The organism is Gluconacetobacter sacchari, from assembly GCF_014174255.1.
Classification (GTDB): Bacteria; Pseudomonadota; Alphaproteobacteria; order Acetobacterales; family Acetobacteraceae; genus Gluconacetobacter; species Gluconacetobacter sacchari.
The window spans coordinates 136,465-154,612 of the sequence record NZ_JABEQJ010000002.1 but is presented as its reverse complement, the minus strand read 5'-3'; the positions used below and the strand labels follow the sequence as shown (position 1 = coordinate 154,612).

Annotated in this window: 14 protein-coding genes and 1 tRNA gene; 2 read left to right on the top strand and 13 right to left on the bottom strand. The window is 69.4% G+C overall.

Going from position 1 to position 18,148, the window contains the following annotated elements; all coding sequences use genetic code 11:
* Positions 1 to 34 precede the first annotated feature (34 nt).
* Positions 35 to 109 (top strand) — tRNA-Met (locus HLH48_RS02415).
* Between the two features lie 54 nt (positions 110 to 163).
* Here the strand turns inward: HLH48_RS02415 and HLH48_RS02410 are convergent.
* The 10 genes from HLH48_RS02410 to glmU all read right to left on the bottom strand — a co-directional run bounded on the left by HLH48_RS02410 (position 164) and on the right by glmU (position 12,824).
* Complete coding sequence (locus HLH48_RS02410) at positions 164 to 1,423, bottom strand: c-type cytochrome (protein WP_182995902.1); 1,260 nt, start codon at positions 1,421 to 1,423, stop codon at positions 164 to 166.
* Positions 1,420 to 3,570, bottom strand: coding sequence for a xanthine dehydrogenase family protein molybdopterin-binding subunit (locus HLH48_RS02405; protein WP_182995901.1), 2,151 nt, complete (start codon positions 3,568 to 3,570; stop codon positions 1,420 to 1,422). The genes HLH48_RS02410 and HLH48_RS02405 overlap by 4 nt, the downstream gene beginning before the upstream one ends.
* Positions 3,570 to 4,025 carry a (2Fe-2S)-binding protein gene (locus HLH48_RS02400; RefSeq protein ID WP_182995900.1) on the bottom strand — a complete coding sequence of 152 codons (456 nt, stop codon included), beginning with the start codon at positions 4,023 to 4,025 and terminating at the stop codon, positions 3,570 to 3,572. Before HLH48_RS02400 ends, HLH48_RS02405 begins: the two co-directional genes overlap by 1 nt.
* 79 nt (positions 4,026 to 4,104) lie before the next feature.
* A complete protein-coding gene (locus HLH48_RS02395; protein WP_182995899.1) occupies positions 4,105 to 6,768 on the bottom strand; it encodes a cation:proton antiporter in 2,664 nt (887 codons plus the stop codon).
* 162 nt (positions 6,769 to 6,930) lie between these two features.
* On the bottom strand, positions 6,931 to 7,563 hold the full coding sequence (locus tag HLH48_RS02390; protein WP_182995898.1) for a thiamine phosphate synthase: 633 nt from the start codon (positions 7,561 to 7,563) through the stop codon (positions 6,931 to 6,933).
* The gene (locus HLH48_RS02385) at positions 7,560 to 8,330 is read right to left on the bottom strand and encodes a thiazole synthase (protein ID WP_182995897.1); all 771 of its coding nucleotides are present in this window, start codon (positions 8,328 to 8,330) and stop codon (positions 7,560 to 7,562) included. The genes HLH48_RS02390 and HLH48_RS02385 overlap by 4 nt, the downstream gene beginning before the upstream one ends.
* Positions 8,331 to 8,334: 4 nt before the next feature.
* Complete coding sequence (thiS, locus tag HLH48_RS02380; RefSeq protein ID WP_182995896.1) at positions 8,335 to 8,532, bottom strand: sulfur carrier protein ThiS; 198 nt, start codon at positions 8,530 to 8,532, stop codon at positions 8,335 to 8,337.
* 44 nt (positions 8,533 to 8,576) lie between these two features.
* Positions 8,577 to 9,593, bottom strand: a complete 1,017-nt coding sequence (locus tag HLH48_RS02375; RefSeq protein ID WP_246386729.1) for an FAD-dependent oxidoreductase — start codon at positions 9,591 to 9,593, stop codon at positions 8,577 to 8,579.
* Between the two features lie 31 nt (positions 9,594 to 9,624).
* A complete protein-coding gene (gene glmS, locus HLH48_RS02370; protein WP_182995895.1) occupies positions 9,625 to 11,448 on the bottom strand; it encodes a glutamine--fructose-6-phosphate transaminase (isomerizing) in 1,824 nt (607 codons plus the stop codon).
* Positions 11,448 to 12,824, bottom strand: a complete 1,377-nt coding sequence (glmU, locus tag HLH48_RS02365; protein WP_182995894.1) for a bifunctional UDP-N-acetylglucosamine diphosphorylase/glucosamine-1-phosphate N-acetyltransferase GlmU — start codon at positions 12,822 to 12,824, stop codon at positions 11,448 to 11,450. Before glmU ends, glmS begins: the two co-directional genes overlap by 1 nt.
* A 116-nt stretch (positions 12,825 to 12,940) precedes the next feature.
* On the opposite strand from glmU, the gene gph reads away from it, so the two are divergent.
* Positions 12,941 to 13,621, top strand: coding sequence for a phosphoglycolate phosphatase (gph, locus tag HLH48_RS02360; protein WP_182996046.1), 681 nt, complete (start codon positions 12,941 to 12,943; stop codon positions 13,619 to 13,621).
* 15 nt (positions 13,622 to 13,636) lie between these two features.
* Here gph and HLH48_RS02355 read toward each other — a convergent pair whose 3' ends face one another.
* The 3 genes from HLH48_RS02355 to recF all read right to left on the bottom strand — a co-directional run bounded on the left by HLH48_RS02355 (position 13,637) and on the right by recF (position 18,134).
* On the bottom strand, positions 13,637 to 14,446 hold the full coding sequence (locus HLH48_RS02355; RefSeq protein ID WP_182995893.1) for a DUF3108 domain-containing protein: 810 nt from the start codon (positions 14,444 to 14,446) through the stop codon (positions 13,637 to 13,639).
* 8 nt (positions 14,447 to 14,454) lie between these two features.
* Positions 14,455 to 16,884 carry a DNA topoisomerase (ATP-hydrolyzing) subunit B gene (gyrB, locus tag HLH48_RS02350; RefSeq protein ID WP_182996045.1) on the bottom strand — a complete coding sequence of 810 codons (2,430 nt, stop codon included), beginning with the start codon at positions 16,882 to 16,884 and terminating at the stop codon, positions 14,455 to 14,457.
* Between the two features lie 86 nt (positions 16,885 to 16,970).
* Positions 16,971 to 18,134 carry a DNA replication/repair protein RecF gene (recF, locus tag HLH48_RS02345; RefSeq protein ID WP_182995892.1) on the bottom strand — a complete coding sequence of 388 codons (1,164 nt, stop codon included), beginning with the start codon at positions 18,132 to 18,134 and terminating at the stop codon, positions 16,971 to 16,973.
* Positions 18,135 to 18,148: the final 14 nt, after the last annotated feature.

Here is an 18,148-nt window from a genome sequence, read left to right as displayed (position 1 = left end):
GACGGAGCGATATCTCCCACCTCACCGACGCGATGGCGGCGTAGCTCAGCGGTAGAGCAGGGGAATCATAATCCCTTGGTCGGCGGTTCAAATCCGTCCGCCGCTACCATCGGTCGGTCTTCCCATTTCCCTAAAGGCGGCCCGCAGGACAGCAACATCCCTCTCAGGATGGCGGAACGCCCGCCCGCGCCGCCGCGACATCCCCCGCCGTCACATGGCCGACCCGGTTGCCGAAATGGCCGATGGCATAATTCGCGATGTCCGCCAGATCCTGGTTGCGATATTCGGGCCCGAACGCCGGCATCGACATCGTACCCTGCGCGGTCTGCAACGTCGCGCCTTCCACCATCGTCCGCACCAGGTTCCGCCCATCGGTCTCGCCAAGGCTGCGCGCGCCCCAGATCGCGGCATGATCGACCTGCCGCCCCTGCCCGTCCGTCAGATGGCATCCGGCACAGGCGCTGGCGAACAGCCGCCCGCCATTGCTTTGACTGGGCGCCGCCTGCCTCAGCGCCGCCGGCGTGACCAGGGCGGTGGTCTCGTCCGAGCGCCGCGCCGGCAGGCCGCGCAGATAGGTCACCATCGCCGCGATATCCTCCGGCGTCAGGTACCGCAGGCTGTGGCTGACCACGTCGGCCATCGGCCCCACCGCCGTCCCCCGTCCGTCGGCATGGCCGGTGGACAGATACGCCGATAGCTGCGCGTCGCCCCAGGCACCGATGCCGCTATCGACATCCGACGAGATGTTATACGCCAGCCAGCCATCCACCACCGAACCGGCATAGGATTTCGTCACCGAGAGCGCCTGCATCATGGTGCGGGGCGTGTGGCATTCGCCGCAATGGCCCGCCGCCTCCACCAGATAGCGCCCCCGGTTCCACGCCGCCGAGCGCCCCGGCTCGTCCGCCAGCGGCCCGGAGGGCCGATAGAGCAGATTCCACCCGATCATCGCGAGGCGGATATTATAGGGAAACCGCACCTGGTTGGCGGGCGTCGGCGCATGGACCGGGCGCAGGCTCGCCAGATAGGCATGGATGGCCCGGACATCCTCCGCCGTCATCCTGGCATAGGACGCGTAGGGCATGACGGGATAGAGGTGCCGCCATCCCGGCCCCACGCCGCGCCGCACGGCCGAATCGAACTGCGCGTCGCTATAGCGCCCGATCCCCGTTTCCATGTCGGGGGTGATGTTGGGGGCATAGACGGTGCCGATCCCCGGCAGGTCGAACGCGCGGCCTCCGGCAAAGGGCACGCCCCCCGGCTTCGTGTGGCAGACCTCGCAATCCGCCGCCTGCTCCAGATAAGCGCCGCGCCGCACCAGATCGGCGTCCTGCGCCCGCGCCGTCCCCCCGCCGAGCATGATCGCGGCCAGGACGGCCATGCCGGCGGCCCGGCGGCGCCGCGCCACGCTCCGCCCGATCATGCCTGCGTCCCCGTCAGCGGCAAGCGGCGATAGCGCCGGCCGGTGGCGGCCATCGCATTCGCCGCCGCCGCGGCGGCCGCCGCCGTGCCGGTCTCGCCGATCCCGCCCGGATCCTCGGCGCTGTCGATCAGATGCACCTCGATGGCCGGGGATTCGTTCATCCGCAGAACCCTGTACGTGTTGAAGTTCTTCTCCCGCACCCGCCCGTTCTCCAGCGTCACCTCGTTGAACAGGGCCGCGCTCAGGCCGAAGATCAGGCCTCCTTCGATCTGGGCCACCACCTGGTCGGGATTGACCACCCGCCCGCAATCGGCAGCGACGACCGCCCGCCGGACCAGCACGGTGCCGCCATCGGACATCTCGACTTCCATCACCGTGGCCAGGTACGAGCCGAAGACATATTGCAGCGCGACCCCGCGCCCGCCCCCCGGCGGCAGCTTGCTGCCCCACTCCGCCTTCTCGGCCGCAAGGTCCAGCACCGCCCGCGCCCGGGGATGGTCGCCCGTCATGCGGCGGCGGAACGCCACCGGATCGGCTTTGGCGGCAGCCGCCAGCTCGTCGATGAAACTCTCGATCACGAAAACCCCCCGCGTGCCGCCGACCCCGCGCCACCATGCGGTCACCACCCCGGGCGCCTCGCGCCGCGCATAATCCAGGAACATCGCCGGAATGGCATAAGGCGTCTCGACCGCCGCCAGCAGCAGGTCGTCGTCAACCCCGTTGGGCAACAAGGCTTCGGGCGCCCAGCGGGCCACCACGGCCGGTCCGACGATACGGTGCGACAGCGCGACCAGATTGCCATGCGCGTCCAGCCCGCCGACCAGACGATCGACATAGGCCGGCCGGTACCGGTCCAGCGTCAAATCCTCCTCGCGGCTCCAGATAATCTTGAGCGGATAGGACACCTGGCGGGCGAACTGCGCCGCCTGCGTCACATATTCATGCTCCAGCCGCCGGCCGAAGCCACCGCCGATATACTGGTTGTGCAGGAAGACCTTTTCCTTCGGCAGGCCCGTCACCTCGGCCGCCGAATCGCGGGCCCGCATCGGCACCTGCGTCCCTACCCAGATGTCGCACCGCTCCGGCGTCACATGGATCGTGCAGTTGATCGGCTCCATCGTCGCATGCGCCAGCAGCGGCTGCTGGTACACCGCCTCGACCCGGATCGCCGCCCGGGCGATTGCCCCCTTGGCGTCGCCCTTGGCATGCGCGACGACCGCCGGCCCTTGCAGCGCCTCATGCAACTGGTTGTAGACCGTCCCCGTGGACACGGTGGCATTCACGCCCTCGTCCCAGGTGATCGTCAGGGCCTCCAGCCCCTTGCGCGCGGCCCAGTAATGGTCGCCCACCACGCAGACCGCGTTGCCGATCGTCAGCACGTCCCGCACACCGGGCACCCGCCGCGCCGCGCTGTCATCGACATGCAGCAGCACACCCCCCATGACCGGACAGGCCGCGACGGTGCCGATCTTCATGCCCGGCTGCTGGATATCGATACCGAAAACCGCCGTCCCGTCGACCTTGGCCGGTCCGTCCAGCCGATGCTGGGCATGACCGATCAGGCGGAACGTCGACGGGTCGCGCAAGGCGACCGGCCCGGCGGGAAGCGGCAGGGCGGCGGCCTCCACCGCCAGCTCGCCATACGACAGGGTCCGCCCGGTGGGTACATGACGCACCATGCCGGCCTCGGTCTGGCACGATGCCGGATCGACCTGCCACCGGTCGGCGGCCGCGCGAACCAGCAAGGTCCGGGCCACGGCGCCGGCCTCGCGCAGGCTGGTCCAGGTCGCGATCGTCGAGGTCGAGCCTCCGGTGGCCTGGATCCCGATCAACTTGGTCACATAGGCGTCGTCCGGCGGCGCGGCCTCGATCTGGATCTGCTCCAGCCCGACATCCAGTTCCTCGGCGATCAGCATCGCCTCGCCGGTATAGATCCCCTGCCCCATCTCGACATTCGGCAGGATCAGCGTGATACCGTCATCCGGCGCGATCCGCACGAAGGCGTTGGGGGCGAAGGGGCCGGTCTGGTCCTCGACGATGCGCGTGCCGGCCCGCGCCGGTCCGCGCGGCAGCATCGCCGCCAGCAGCAGGCCGCCAGCCCCGGCCAGCGCATGGCGGCGCGACAGCGCGATCCTCCCGATCTCCATCAGACCGCTCCGGCCACGTTGCGGATGGCCGCGCGAATGCGCCGATAGGTGCCGCAGCGGCAGATATTGCCCGCCATCGCCTGGTCTACCTCGTCGTCCGACGGGTGAAGGTTGCTCTTCAGCAGCGCCACGGCCGCCATGATCTGCCCCGGCTGGCAATAGCCGCATTGCACGACATCGATCTCCAGCCAGGCCTTGCTGACCTCGGTCGCCACCTGGTCGTCGGCCAGCCCCTCGATCGTCGTGACCGGCCGGTCGCCCACCAGCACGACGGGCAGCGAACAGGCCCGCACGGCGCGGCCATCGACATGGACCGTACAGGCTCCGCATTCGCCGATCCCGCAGCCGAATTTCGTGCCCGGCAGCCCCAGGACATCCCGCAGGACCCACAATAGCGGCATGTCATCGGGAACATCCACCTGATGCGCCGCGCCGTTGACCTGCAATGTCAGCATAGAAATCCTCCGGGCCACACTCCGGTATGACCGATATCAGAACAGGATCGAACCGACCACGCCCCCGCCATCCCCACGGTCAGGAAGACCGCGCGGGCTCCTGGCCCCTACCCTGGTCCTGGTCCTGGTCCTGGTCCTGGTCCTGGTCCTCGGCCGATGTCGGCAGCGCGTCGCTCAGATCGGCCGTCGCCAGCGCGATCGCATCGTCCGACGGGGCCAGGACCGCACTGTCGCCCGGCAGAAGCGTCACGCCCGACCGCTCCGCCATATGCCGCGTGCGCGTCAGCTCGTCGATATTGGCCAGGATTTCCGGATAATCCGCCACCAGCCGGCGGAAACGGCGCGTGCTCATGCTCAGGAACTGGCCGAACTGCAACGACCGCGTGACCGCCCGCGCCGGCATGCGCGACAACGCCTCCTCGGCGCCGATCACATCCCCAGCCCCGAAGCGGACGTCATGTTCGGGAAAATGGGTCTCCGCCAGGCCCGCGCTGATGAAATAGACGCTCCGGACCCGGCGTCCGCGCCGGTACAGCCGCTCGCCCGGCGAGGTGAAATGGATCGACAATTGCGGCACCAGCGCATGCAGCACCTCGTCCGACAGGCCACGGAACACCGGCAGCGCCCGCATCCGGGCCTCGATCCCGGCCTTGATGTTGAAGATCAGCGGCGCGCCCAGATGCCCGCGCCGCCGTTCGACATCGCGGTGCAATTCCCGATGCAGCTCCTCGCTGATCAGCGATTCCGACAGCAGGGAGTCATATTCCTCCCCCTCCAGCCGCAGCGAGACCTGTTGCAGCAGGCGGATCTCCAGCGCTTCCGAATAGCCCTGGTAATGCAGCCGCAGAGTTTGCAACGCCTCGTTCAGCAGCTTGCGCTGCCGGTCCAGCACCTCGCCCACGATCTCGCCGATGCGCGCGCCCAGCGTCGGCTCCATGCGGGTACGCATGAAGCGGATCAGCGACAGCGAGACGAAGTAGCTGATCATCAGCATCTCGAAGCGCTCGGTCATGCACGACATCAGCGGCTGGTCGAAATGAAAGCGATGATGGATCGCCTGCGCCAGCCGGAACCGCAGCGACGGCCGCAGGCGGCGGCGCAGGGCGCGGACATAGCCGAAGCGGCCTTCCAGCCGGGCGCCGTCGACCATCGCCTCGGCCGAGCGCAGCAGCGTCTCCATCACCGGCCGTGACAGGCCCTGGATGCGGAACAGGTCCAGCAGGATCGACCGCTCGCGATTCGCGATCACGATCAGCGCCAGGGTCACCCGCTGCCGGTCGCCCAGCGCGGTGTCGAACGTATTGGCCTGTTCCTCCTCCTCCACCTGGCGCCCCAGCTGGGTGATGACGGTGTCCGACACGCCGGGGGAGAAGCCCAGTTCCTCGGCGACCTCGCGGGTGCGGTCGCGCACCTCTCCCAGCCCCAGGCCCAGCACCTGGTGCCGCAGCGCCTGGTCGATCGGCGAAAGCTGGTCGAGCTTCAGGAACAGCACCAGATACCGCAGCGTCGTGCCGTTGACGAACAGGGTAATCAGGACGAACCCGGTGGCGATGATGCCGATGAAGTGCGCGACCGGGGTCGAGACACGCTCGTTCTCGGTCACCGCCAGCGCCAGCGCGAGGGTGATCGCGCCCCGCAGGCCGCCCCAGACCATCGTGATCTTGAAGGGCGTGGGCACCGGCGGCGACAGGCGGGTGGCCGCCAGCAGCGGCAGCAGGCCGAAGACCACCGCGCCGCGCGCCAGCAGCCCGGCGCCGGTGGCCAGCAGGATCAGCACGCAATCCCAGCGCGTCATGCCCACCAGCAGCCGGGGCACCAGCATGGAAGCCAGCACGAACACCAGCGACCCCGCCCAGAAGACCAGTTGCTGCCACAGTTCGTTGAGAAAGCGCCATGTCTGCGGCCGAAAGGTCGACGGACCATAGACCGACAGCGTCAGCCCCGCCGACGCGGCGGCGACGACGCCGGAAAAGCCCAGGAATTCATCGCACAGGATATAGACGATATAGGGCAGCGCCACGGTCAGGGTGATTTCGGCCGCCGGCGCCGCGCCGATGGTGGTGATCATCAGCAGCGTCAGCCGGCCGAACAGCACGCCCATGACGATGGCCCCGATGAACGAGACCAGAAACTCCACCAGCGCGCTGCCCGGCGCGATGCGATGATGCGACGTCACCGCGGCCAGCAGCAGCGAGAAGATCGAAATCGCCGCCGCGTCGTTCAGCAGCGCTTCGCCCTCGACCAGCCGGGTCAGCCGGCTGCTGGCCCCGATATCGCGGAAGATCCCCGCCACCGCCGACGGATCGGTGGTCGCAACGATCGCCCCCAGCAGCAGGCAGACCGAAAGCGGCAGCCCGGCAAAGGGAAACAGCGCCAGGCCGATGGTCGCGGTCGACACCACGACCGCCACCACGGCCAGCAGCAGCACGGTCGCCGTCTCGTGCGCCAGGCGGCGGACATCGATCGCCAGCGCCCCCTGGAACACCAGCGCCGGCAGGAAGATCAGCAGGAACGCCTCGCTGTTCAGCGGAAAATCCAGCAGCGTCTCGGCGGCGCCGTTGAACAGTTCGGTATAGGACGAACGCAGGATCAGGTCGGCGCTGCCGCCCAGCACGATTCCCGCCAGCGCCAGCAAGACGGTCTCGGAGATTTCCAGGCGCCGGGCGACCGGCTGTACCGCGCTGACGACCACCAGAAGAGCGGCGATCGCCAGAAGAACCGCAGCCAGACCTGTCACCGCCATTCCTCAACGCCTCCCTGTCGCCCCACATCCAGCCCTCTTATCATGACATGGGAGTATGACATTCCCATGGCCGTTCGGCCCGGCGACGCGGCGCCGGCTCCCTTCCCCCGTTCGTGCCCCGAAAAAGCATACCGGCCGGTTACCGGCAACGGCTCCGGCCGGTCACGTTATGCTGCCGCGCTGAAATACGGCGCCGTCCGCGGTCGCCGCCAGCCAGGCCCGGACCTGGGCCTCGGGGGCCGGCTGGCCGATGAAGTCGGATACGGCGGAAACGCAGTCGGCCCCCGCCGCGATGCAGGACGCCGCGCGCGCCAGCGTGATTCCGCCGATGGCGACCAGCGGAACCGCCCCGACCAGACGCTTCCATTCCCCCAGCCGTTCCACCCCCTGCGGTCCCCAGGGCATTTTCTTCAGCTTGGTCGGCCAGACCGGGCCAAGGGCCACATAATCGGGGCCGACCGACAGCGCCCGGTCGAGTTCGCCCGGCGAATGGGTGCTGACCCCCAGGCGCACCCCGCCCGCCCGAATCGCCCCCAGGTCGGCATCGTCCAGATCCTCCTGCCCCAGATGAACGAAATCGATCCCCTCATCCAGCGCCAGGCGCCAGTAATCGTTCACCACCAGGCACACGCCATGCCGCGCGGCATGGTCACGCGCGGCCCGGATCTCGGCCAGAAGCGAGGCCCCTTCCAGATCCTTGACCCGTAACTGGATCAGCCGCGCCCCGGCCCCGCCCAGGCGATCGACCCAGGCGGCCCGATCGACGACCGGATAGATCCGCGACGGCAGCCTCATGCCAGCACCGCCCGGCCAAGGACGGGGGTCGAGGGCGCGGCCATGTCGCGCTGCTCCATCGGGTCGGCGGCGCGGGCGATCAGCCCGGCCTCCACCGCCAGGCGGAATGCGGCCGCCATCCGGGCCGGATCGCCGGCCTGCGCCACGGCGGTATTGATCAGCACCGCGTCATAGCCCAGTTCCATAGCCTGCGCCGCGTGCGACGGCAGGCCGATTCCCGCATCCACCACCAGCGGCACGTCGGGAAAATGCGCGCGCAGCGCCCGCAGGCCGAACAGGTTGTTCAACCCCCGGCCGGACCCGATCGGCGCCCCCCAGGGCATCAGCACCCGGCACCCGGCCCGCAGCAGGCGCTCGGCCCCGACCAGGTCCTCGGTCATGTAGGGAAAGACCTTGAACCCGTCGTCGGTCAGGATCCGCGCCGCCTCGACCAGCGCGAACATGTCGGGCTGCAACGTGTCCGATTCCCCGATGACCTCCAGCTTGATCCAGTCGGTCTCGAACACCTCGCGCGCCATGTGGGCGGTCGTCACCGCCTCCTTCACCGTGTGGCAGCCGGCGGTATTGGGCAGCACGGGCACGCGCAACTCGCGGATCAGCGACCAGAAGGCCTGCCCCGCCCGGCTGCCGATCGATTCGCGGCGCAGCGACACCGTCACCACGCCCGCCCGGGCTTCGCGCACGGCATCGGCCAGGATCTCGGGCGACGGATACTGGGCGGTGCCCAGCATCAGGCGGGACGACAGTTCGGTACCATAGAACAGCATCGGCCTATCCTCCCTGCATCGGCGCCAGGATCTCGATCCGCGCCCCCTCGTCCAGCGTCCACGACGCACGACGCGATGCCGGGACAAACGCGCCGTCCACCGCCGTCGCCACCCTGGCATCGCCATAGCCCAACTCGTCCAGCAGCGCGGCCAGCGTCGCCGTCGCGACCTCGCGCGGCTCCTCGTTCACCAGTACCCTCACGTCATTCCTCCCAGCCCCGTGCGGCACATGGCCCGCGCGGGGCGTCAGGCGGCGGGGCCGCCGAACACGATCTCGCCGACCCGTCGCGCCCGCGACGGCGACAGCAGGAAGCCATGGCGATACATTCCGTTCACATAGACCGTGCGCCCGTGAACCGTCACGGCCGGCACATTGTCCGGATAAGCCGGCCGCACGCCCACGCCGGTCTCGACGATCTCCGCCTCGCCGAAGGCCGGATGCAGCACGTAGGCGGCGGTCAGCAATTCCACCATCGACCGCAGGGTCATGCTGGCGAGGCTTTCGCTCTCGACCATCGTCGCCCCCACCATGAACAGATGGTCCTCCCGCGGCACGATGTAAACCGGGATGCGCGGATGCAGCATGCGCACCGGGCGGCTCAGCGTCACCTCGTGGCAGCGCAGCAGCACCATCTCGCCCCGCACCCCCCGCAGGCCGGTCAACTGGTTTTCAGCGGCGATCCCGGTGCAATCCACCACCCAGTCCGGCCGCGCGCCATGCCATGGATCGCCCTGTACGCCATCGGCCGGCGCGTGGACGCTCATCGTCCCCCCCAATGCGACCAGCCGGTCGCGCAACGCCCCCAGCGCCTTGCGCGGGTCCAGATGCCCCTCTTCGGGAAAGAACAGCCCCTTGTCGAACCGTCCCTCCAGATCGGGTTCCAACGCGCCGATCCCCGCGCCGTCCACGGTCTGGAAATGGCTGGTCCGCCGGGCGAATCGCGCGATCTCGGCGCCATCGCGCGGCGGCGCCAGCACCAGCGTGCCGTTGCGCGCGACATCCGGCACATGGCCCGCCCACCAATCGACCGATTCGAGCGAATCGCGCGTGACCTCGGGCGGCGCGGATTCAGCCTCGCACCACGACGCGAGCATGCCGCCCGCCATCCATGACGCGCCGGCCCCTTCCCGGTTGCCGATCTCCTGCAGGACCACGTCGGCGCCGCGCTCGGCCAGCGTCACCGCGCTGGTCAGGCCCGCCACGCCGGCACCGCGCACCAGCACGCGGGGCCGCGCATCGCCCTCTCCCTTCATCATGGACATCGCTCCCTTCCCGCAGCCGGGAACCTGGTGGCTATTCGACGGTAACGGACTTGGCCAGGTTGCGCGGCTGGTCCACGTCCGTCCCCTTCAGCAGGGCCACTTCATAGGCCAGCATCTGCACCGGAATCGTCTGGAGGACCGGGGCGGTGAATTCGCTCACCGTCGGCAGCACGACCACGATTTCGGCCAGGTCGCGCAGGCGGTCCGCTCCCGCCGTGTCGGTAAAGACCAGCAGGCGCCCGCCCCGCGCTCGCGCTTCCTGGAGGTTGGAGAGCGTCTTCTCGAACAGCCGGCCGGACGGCAGCGTGGCCACGATCGGCACGGTGCTGTCGATCAGCGAGATCGGTCCATGCTTCATCTCCCCCGCCGCATAGGCCTCGGCATGGATATACGAGACCTCCTTCAGCTTCAGCGCCCCTTCCATGGCCACCGGAAAGGACGATCCGCGCCCCAGATACAGCACGTCGCGCGCCTCCGCGACGATCGCCGCCATCGCGCGGATCGCCGGCGCCTGGTCGAAGACCTCGTTCGCGCGGCTGGGCAGGTCCAGCAGTTCGGCCACCAGTTCCTGTTCCAGCGCGCGCGACACCGTGCCGCGCGCCCGCCCGATCGCGATCGTCAGGCATGCCAGCACCGAAAGCTGCGCGGTGAAGGCCTTGGTGCTCGCCACCGAGATCTCCGGACCGGCCACCGTCCCCAGCACGACATCGCTCTCGCGCGCCATCGTGCTCTGTTCCACGTTCAGGACCGACAGGATATGCTGTCCGCGCGCCCGCATGCCGCGCAGGGCCGCCAGCGTATCCGCCGTCTCGCCGGATTGCGAGATCAGCAGCCCCAGCCCCCCCGGCGTCAGCGGCGGGTCGCGATAGCGCAGTTCGCTCGCCACATCGATATCGACCGGCAGCCCCGCCACCGCTTCCAGCCAGTAGCGGCCGATCAGCCCGGCATAGAAGGCCGACCCGCATGCCGTGATCACCGCGCGCGGCAGCGCGGCCAGGTCGAACGGCAGGTCCGGCATCACCACCCGCCTGGTCGCGGGATCGATTAGCCGCTGAAGGGTCTGCCCGATCACCACCGGGTGCTCGTGCAGTTCCTTGTCCATGTAATGGCGATAGCCGTCCTTGCCGACCGAACCGGCAATCAGCGCGGTGGTGCGCACCGCGCGCTCCACCCGCTCGCCCGACGCGTCGAAGAATTCCGCGCCCTCCGGCGTCACCATCACCCAGTCGCCATCGTCCAGATAGGCGATGCGCCGCGTCAGCGGCGCCAGGGCCAGACTGTCGGAGCCGAGGAACATCTCGTTCTCGCCATAGCCCACCACCAGCGGCGCCCCATGCCGCGCGCCGATCATCAGATCGTCATGCCCGGCAAAGATCATTGCCAGCGCATAGGCGCCTTCCAGGCGGCGCAGCGTCGCGAACGCCGCCTCGCGCGGCGGCAGGCCCCGCGCCATGTGGTAATCGACCAGTTGCGCCACGGTCTCGGTGTCGGTCTCGGTCACGAAGACGTGGCCGGCCTGCTCCAACTCCCGCCGCAATGTCTCGAAATTCTCGATGATGCCGTTATGCACCACCGACACGCGGTCGGTGCCGTGCGGGTGGGCGTTGTTCTCGGTCGGCGCGCCGTGGGTGGCCCAGCGCGTATGCCCGATCCCCGTCACCCCGGGCAGCGGGGCGCGCGCCAGCAGGGCGGCCAGATTGTCCAGCTTGCCGGCGGCGCGGCGCCGTTCGATCCGCCCGTCCACCAGCGTCGCGATGCCGGCGGAATCGTATCCGCGATATTCCAGCCGCCGCAAGGCATCGAAGATGATCGGAGTGGCATCCCTGCCGCCGACGACGCCGACTATGCCGCACATCACCCCTGCTCCTTCTTCTTGCGGCGCAGGGCCTCGCGCATCGCCACCCCCCGTCCGTCCTTGTTGTCCTGGCGGGCGCGACCGAAGGCCAGCGCGCCAGCCGGCACGTCCTCGGTAATCACGCTGCCCGCCGCCACCAGCGCCGCGTCGCCAATCGCCACCGGCGCCACCAGGATCGCGTCCGAACCGATGAAACAGTCGCTGCCGATCTCCGTCCGATGCTTGAACACACCGTCGTAATTGCAGGTGATGGTGCCGGCACCGATATTCGTTCCGGCCCCGATCGCCGCATCCCCCAGATAGGTCAAATGGTTGGCCTTGGCTCCGGTGCCAAGCGTGGTGGCCTTCAATTCGACGAAATTGCCGACATGGGCCCCCGACCCGACATCGCTGCCCGGCCGTAGCCGCGCATAGGGGCCGATCAACGCCCCCACCCCCACCACGCAGCCTTCGAGATGACTGAACGCGCGGATCTCCGCCCCGCGATGCACGCTCACCCCGGGCCCGAACACCACATGAGGCTGGACCACCACATCGGGCGCGAAGACGGTATCGGCGGAGAGAAAGACCGTCTCCGGCGCCACCAGCGTCACCCCCGCCTCCATCGCCGCCCTGCGCAGCCGCCACTGCACGCACGCCTCGGCGTCCGCCAGTTCGGCACGGGAATTGATGCCGCGCAATTCGTCCTCGGGCGCTTCCACCGCGCGGACCTGCCGCCCCTCGGCGACCGCCAGGGCCACCACGTCGCCCAGATAATATTCGCCCTGCGCGTTGTCGTTGCGCACCATCGACAGCCAACGGCGGAAGCTGGCTGCATCGGCGCACAGCACGCCGGCATTGCACAGCCCGATCGCACGCTCCTGCTCGCTCGCATCCGCCCATTCCACGATCCGGCGCACCAGCCCGCCCTCGCTGACGATCCGGCCATAGCGGCCGGGGTCGCGCGGCCGCATCGCCATCAACGCCAGTCCGACATCCGGCATCGCCCGGCAGGCCAGCAGGTCGCGCATGCTTTCGGGAGTGATCAGCGGATTGTCGCCATACAGGACCGCGACATCGCCGGAGCCGAACAGGTCGGCCGCCTGGGCGGCGGCATGCGCGGTGCCCAGCCGTTCCGTCTGCACCACCACCTGGTGCGGCGCGGCCAGGGCGGCAACCTGCTCCATGCCGGGCCCGACGACGACGACGATGCGGTCGAAGACCGTGGCCGCATGATCCAGCAGGTAGCGCAGCATCGGCCGCCCGGCCAACGGATGCATCACCTTCGGCTGGTCGGATTTCATGCGCGTCCCCATCCCCGCCGCCAGGATGACGGCGGTGCTGGGGCGCGGGGCGAGCGGGTCCGCCGGCGCGGCGGACAGAGGCGGGGCATTCATGTCATGCGGGTAGCGGGCGGGGATCGGCCCTGTCAAATAAAGGGTGATCGCAGGCCATCACTTAGGTTTACCAATTACTGCACCCGCCCCGACAGGAAAGGCCCCACGAGATGCCCATGCCCACAGAGACCCTCCCCCGCCTCGCCGTTTTCGACATGGACGGCACGCTTCTCGACAGCCTGCCGGACCTTGCCGCCAGCGCCGACCGGCTGCTGACGGGCTACGGCCTGCCCGGCATCGCGCCGGACCTGGTGCGCGCCATGGTCGGCGACGGCGTGGCGGCCCTGGTGCGCCGGCTGCTAGACCATGCCGGCCCGGCGGCGGCGCATATCGACGCGCAGCAGGCCGTGGCGCGCTACATGGCGGACTACACGCCCCGCTCTACCGAACAATCCCGCCTGTTCCCCGGCACCGATCATGCGCTTGAGACCCTGCGGGCGCGGGGCTGGCGTCTGGCTGTCTGCACCAACAAGCCGGTCGCCGCCGCCCGGCGCATCATCGACGCGCTGGGGCTGGAGGGCGTGTTCGACGCGATCGGCGGCGGCGACAGTTTCCCCGCGCGCAAGCCCGACCCCATCCACCTGCTCGGCACGATCCGGCAGGCGCACGGCACGCCGCCCCGCGCCGTCATGGTCGGCGACCATCACAACGACATCGCGGCGGCCGAAGGCGCCGGCGTCCGCGCCATCTTCGCCCGCTGGGGCTACGGCCGCCCGGACATGGAGGCCGGCGCCACCGCCGGCGGGGATTCGATGACCGAAATCCCCCATCTTGCCGACCAGTTGCTTCCCGCCTGACACGCGGCCGGCGCCTTATGCCGCGTCCGGCAGCAACAGCACCGTCATGTGTCCGAGCTTCGGATGGTCGAAGGCGATGCGCACGATCGTCAGCCCGTCGCCCGGCACGTCCTGAAACCAGACCGAGCCGTTGACCGGCTTGCGCGCCGCCGCATCCGGACCATCGCTCTTGCGGAATCCGGCGATCTGAAGGTCATTGAAATCGCAGCGCAGGGCCGGCCCCTTGTAGGGCTGGCGGGAGTCGGCATCCATGTCCTGGGTGCCGATCGTATGGGCGCTCATCCGCAGCAGGCGCGCCCCGTCGAACACGGTGGCCGAACCGTCGCATTGATGGTGCGCCCGCACCGTCTGCTGCAAGCGCATCAACGCGCTCAGCGAATCCATCGCCGGCGCCAGGTCGGTGGCGGGAATCGGGTCGCGACTGGGCTCCGGCGGGGTTTGGAGCGCGATGCGGGTCTGCCCGCCGCTGTAATCCAGCACGACATGCCGGTCCGCCCCGCGCGAATAGCCCGCGCTGTCGAAGGTCAGCGGCTGAACCCCGTCCGGCACGAACCGCCCGGTGGCCTGGGCCGTGATGTTCATCCGCACCAGCAGCCCCAGCAGCCCTCCGCTACGGGTGGTCGACCGCACCGCGTAGCCATCCGGCGTCACCGCGTACCGCGCGGCAATCGTCAGCGCGCGGAACCCGTGATTGTACACGCCATAGACATGGACGATCTGCGCGGGATCGTCAGCCGCCCGCGCCCCAGGCACCGGGGCTCCAAGCGTGGCCGCCAGCGCGAGCGCCGCCAATCCGCGCGCGAAACCCTTGCGTGTCAGACCCATGCAGCCCCTCAGACGTCCAGGTTCGCGACCTTGAGCGCGTTGCCGACGATGAAATCGCGGCGCGGCTCGACGACATCGCCCATCAGGGTCGAAAAGACCTGTTCGGCACTCTCGACATCCCCCACCTTCACCTGCAACAGCGTCCGCATGGCCGGGTCCAGCGTCGTTTCCCAGAGCTGGGCGTCGTTCATCTCGCCCAGTCCCTTGAAGCGATTGATCGACAGGCCACGCCGTCCCTGCGCCAGGATCCGCTCGTACAGCGACGCGGGGCCCGCGGCGGAACGAACCGTCCCGTCCAGAGTCAGCTCGGCCGGGCCCGGGAAATCGGCCCCCAGCCGCTCCGCGCGCTCGGCCAGCCAGCGGACTTCGGCGCTGCGCAGCGCCGCCGGATCCAGGCGATAGATCTCGCCCACCCCGCGCACGCTGCGCGCCATTTCCAACCCGGATTCGGCGGTGGCGGTCACCTTCCAGCCCCGTTCGTTGGGCAGCGAGACCGTATCCAGCCGCGCCTGCAAGGCAGGGACCCGCCCCTGGACGATCCGCGTATCGGCGCTCAGCGCCCCCGTCACCGCCGCCTGCTCCAGGATCCAGATCGGCGCGCGAACCGACAGGCGCTGGATCGCCCGCGTCACGTCACGGATAAAGATCACCTCGGCCGCCAGCTCCGCCCCCTGGAGCACGCGCCCGTCGTCATAGCGCAGCGCGGCGTTGGCCAGCGCCTTGTCCAGCAGATACTGCTCCAGCGCCGCGTCATCCTTCAGATAGCGCTCGTCATTGCCGCGCTTGGCGCGGTACAGCGGCGGCTGGGCGATATACAGATGCCCGCGCTCGATCAACTCGGGCATCTGGCGGAAGAAGAAGGTCAGCAGCAGCGTGCGGATATGCGAGCCGTCGACATCCGCGTCGGTCATGATGACGACGCGGTGATAGCGCAGCTTGTCGATCGAAAACCCGCCCTGGTCGACCTCGCCACGCCCGATCCCGGTCCCCAGCGCGGTAATCAGCGTGCCGACCTCGGCCGAGCCCAGCATGCGGTCGAAGCGCGCGCGCTCCACGTTCAGGATCTTGCCCTTCAGCGGCAGGATCGCCTGGAAACGCCGGTCGCGCCCCTGCTTGGCGGTGCCGCCCGCCGAATCGCCCTCGACGATGAACAGTTCCGACTTCGCCGGATCGCGCTCCTGGCAGTCCGCCAGCTTGCCCGGCAGCGACGAGACATCCAAAACCCCCTTGCGCCGGGTCAGCTCGCGCGCGCGCCGCGCCGCCTCGCGCGCCGCCGCCGCATCCATCACCTTCGCGACGATGCTCCTCGCCTCTTTCGGATGGGTCTCGAACCAGTGGGCGATCATATCCGCCGCCGCCGCATGCACCACCGGCTGCACTTCGGAGGAAACCAGCTTGTCCTTGGTCTGCGACGAGAATTTCGGGTCCGGCACCTTGACCGACAGCACGGCCGTCATGCCCTCGCGCATGTCCTCGCCCACCAGGGACTGGTTGTCCTTCTTGCTGGCGTTGCTTTCGGCATATTTGCCCACCACCCGGGTCAGCGCCTGCCGGAAACCGGCGAGATGCGATCCGCCATCCCGCTGCGGGATGTTGTTGGTGAAGCACAGCATGGTCTCGTGGAAGCTGTCGTTCCACGACAGGGCGAACTCGACCTTGATGCCGTTATCCTCGTTTTGCAGGCTGCCGGTGATCGGCGGATCGACGATCGCCGTCTTGCCGCGATCCAGCCACGACACGAAGGCCGACAGGCCGCCCTCGTAATGGAAATTCTCCTCGCGCGTCGGCGTATGGCGCTCGTCGCGCAGGATGATCTCCAGCCCGGAATTCAGGAAGGCGAGTTCGCGCATCCGGCGTTCCAGAATGGCGAAGTCGAACTCGACCAGCTTGAACGTCCCGGTGCTGGGCTTGAAGGTCACCTGGGTACCGCGCGGCTCGTCGCTCGGCCCGACCACGGCCAACGGGGCGTCGCGCTCGCCATGCTGGAAGCGGATCACATGCTCATGCCCGCCGCGCCAGATCCGCACCTCCATCCACTCGGACAGGGCATTGACCACGGCGGCGCCCACGCCGTGCAGGCCGCCCGACACCTTGTAGGAATTCTGGTTGAACTTGCCGCCGGCATGCAGCTTCGTCAGCACCACTTCGGCCGCGCTGACCCCTTCCTCGGCATGCATGTCGGTCGGGATGCCGCGCCCGTTGTCGCGCACCGTCACGCTGCCGTCGCCATTCAGCGTCACGACGCAACTGCTGGCGAATCCCGCCTGGGCCTCGTCGACGGCATTGTCGATGATCTCGAAGGCCATGTGATGCAGGCCCGACCCGTCATCGGTATCGCCGATATACATGCCGGGCCGCTTGCGGACGGCATCCAGCCCCTTCAGGACGGAGATGGAGGCGGCATCATAGTCCGAATCGTCGGGCAGGGTCCCGCTCATCTCCACATCGGGCTTCTGAACGGGATTGGATGGATCGGACATACCGGACAGAGTCTCCAGACAGGGATCGTGGTCGAACGCCGCGATCATACAGGCTTCGGGTCCATCGAACCAGCGTCGCCCGGGGGAATTCCCCCCGCGGGCCGAAGCGCTCCGTCCGACAGCGTATGGAACGCCGCGCGACCGCGCAGCGGGTGGAACAGGTCGGCGTCGGTCCCGGTCATCAGGACCGTGGCATCGAATCCCGCCAGGCTGCGAAACAGCGCCGCCCGCCGCCGCTCGTCCAGATGCACCAGCGGCTCGTCCAGCAGGATCATCGGCGCCTCGCCCCGATGCCGGGTCATCAGCGCCGCATGGGCCAGCACCACCCCCAGCAGCAGCGCCTTCTGCTGGCCGGTGCTGGCCTGCGCGGCCGGCCGGCCGCTGGCCAGGTCCGACAGCGCCATGTCGGCCCGATGCGCGCCCATGCCGGCGCCGCCGCGCGCCGCATCCGCGCCCCGTCCCGCCGCCAGCCGGTCACGCAGCCAGTCCTCGGCCGCCAGCGCCGGGCGGGCGCGCACCTGCTCCGCGATCGGACAGAGCAGCTCCAGCCGCGCGGACGGAAACCCCTCGGGCGCCTCCCGCGCCCCCTCGTCGTTCAGCCGGTCCGTCAGGACCAGACGCGCCGCCGTGGCGGCCACGGCATGGCGCGCCATCGAATCCTCCAGCGCCGCGAGCCACGCCGGGTCGGCGCCCCCGCCGGCCAGCAGCCGGTTGCGCTGGGTCATGGCCTGGTCATGCGCCGCAAGCTCCCGCGCATGGCCGGGCTCCAGCGCCAGGACCAGCCGGTCCAGAAACCGCCTGCGCCCGGGCAGGCCGTCGAGGAACAGCCGGTCCATCTGCGGCGTCAGCCAGACGGCCGACAGCGAATCGGCCAGCGCGTCCCGGCCCCGCACGACGTCCCCGTCGCGCCGAAAGGCCCGGCGCTCGGGCCGCGCGGGGTCGCTGCCGGTAGACAGGTCGGAGGCCACGCCATCCGGCGCGACGAAGCGCGCGGCAACCCCCCACGACCCCGCCCCGTGCCGCGCCATCTCGGCGCCCCGCGCGCCGCGCAGCCCGCGCCCGGGCACGAGAAGCGACAGCGCCTCCAGCAGGTTGGTCTTCCCGGTGCCGTTCTCGCCGGTCATGACGTTGACCGGGGCCTCCGGCCGCCAGACCAGACGCGCGTAGTTCCTGAAATCCGTCAGCGCCAGCCGCTCCAGACGCGCCATGACACGGATGGAAT

Excerpts from the sequence above, each read along its gene's own strand:
- HLH48_RS02410 (WP_182995902.1), bottom strand. The coding sequence starts at position 1,423 with ATGATCGGGCGGAGCGTGGCGCGGCGCCGCCGGGCCGCCGGCATGGCC.
- HLH48_RS02405 (WP_182995901.1), bottom strand. The coding sequence starts at position 3,570 with ATGGAGATCGGGAGGATCGCGCTGTCGCGCCGCCATGCGCTGGCCGGG.
- HLH48_RS02400 (WP_182995900.1), bottom strand. The coding sequence starts at position 4,025 with ATGCTGACATTGCAGGTCAACGGCGCGGCGCATCAGGTGGATGTTCCC.
- HLH48_RS02395 (WP_182995899.1), bottom strand. The coding sequence starts at position 6,768 with ATGGCGGTGACAGGTCTGGCTGCGGTTCTTCTGGCGATCGCCGCTCTT.
- HLH48_RS02390 (WP_182995898.1), bottom strand. The coding sequence starts at position 7,563 with ATGAGGCTGCCGTCGCGGATCTATCCGGTCGTCGATCGGGCCGCCTGG.
- HLH48_RS02385 (WP_182995897.1), bottom strand. The coding sequence starts at position 8,330 with ATGCTGTTCTATGGTACCGAACTGTCGTCCCGCCTGATGCTGGGCACC.
- HLH48_RS02375 (WP_246386729.1), bottom strand. The coding sequence starts at position 9,593 with ATGTCCATGATGAAGGGAGAGGGCGATGCGCGGCCCCGCGTGCTGGTG.
- glmS (WP_182995895.1), bottom strand. The coding sequence starts at position 11,448 with ATGTGCGGCATAGTCGGCGTCGTCGGCGGCAGGGATGCCACTCCGATC.
- glmU (WP_182995894.1), bottom strand. The coding sequence starts at position 12,824 with ATGAATGCCCCGCCTCTGTCCGCCGCGCCGGCGGACCCGCTCGCCCCG.
- gph (WP_182996046.1), top strand. The coding sequence starts at position 12,941 with ATGCCCACAGAGACCCTCCCCCGCCTCGCCGTTTTCGACATGGACGGC.
- HLH48_RS02355 (WP_182995893.1), bottom strand. The coding sequence starts at position 14,446 with ATGGGTCTGACACGCAAGGGTTTCGCGCGCGGATTGGCGGCGCTCGCG.
- gyrB (WP_182996045.1), bottom strand. The coding sequence starts at position 16,884 with ATGAGCGGGACCCTGCCCGACGATTCGGACTATGATGCCGCCTCCATC.
- recF (WP_182995892.1), bottom strand. The coding sequence starts at position 18,134 with ATGGCGCGTCTGGAGCGGCTGGCGCTGACGGATTTCAGGAACTACGCG.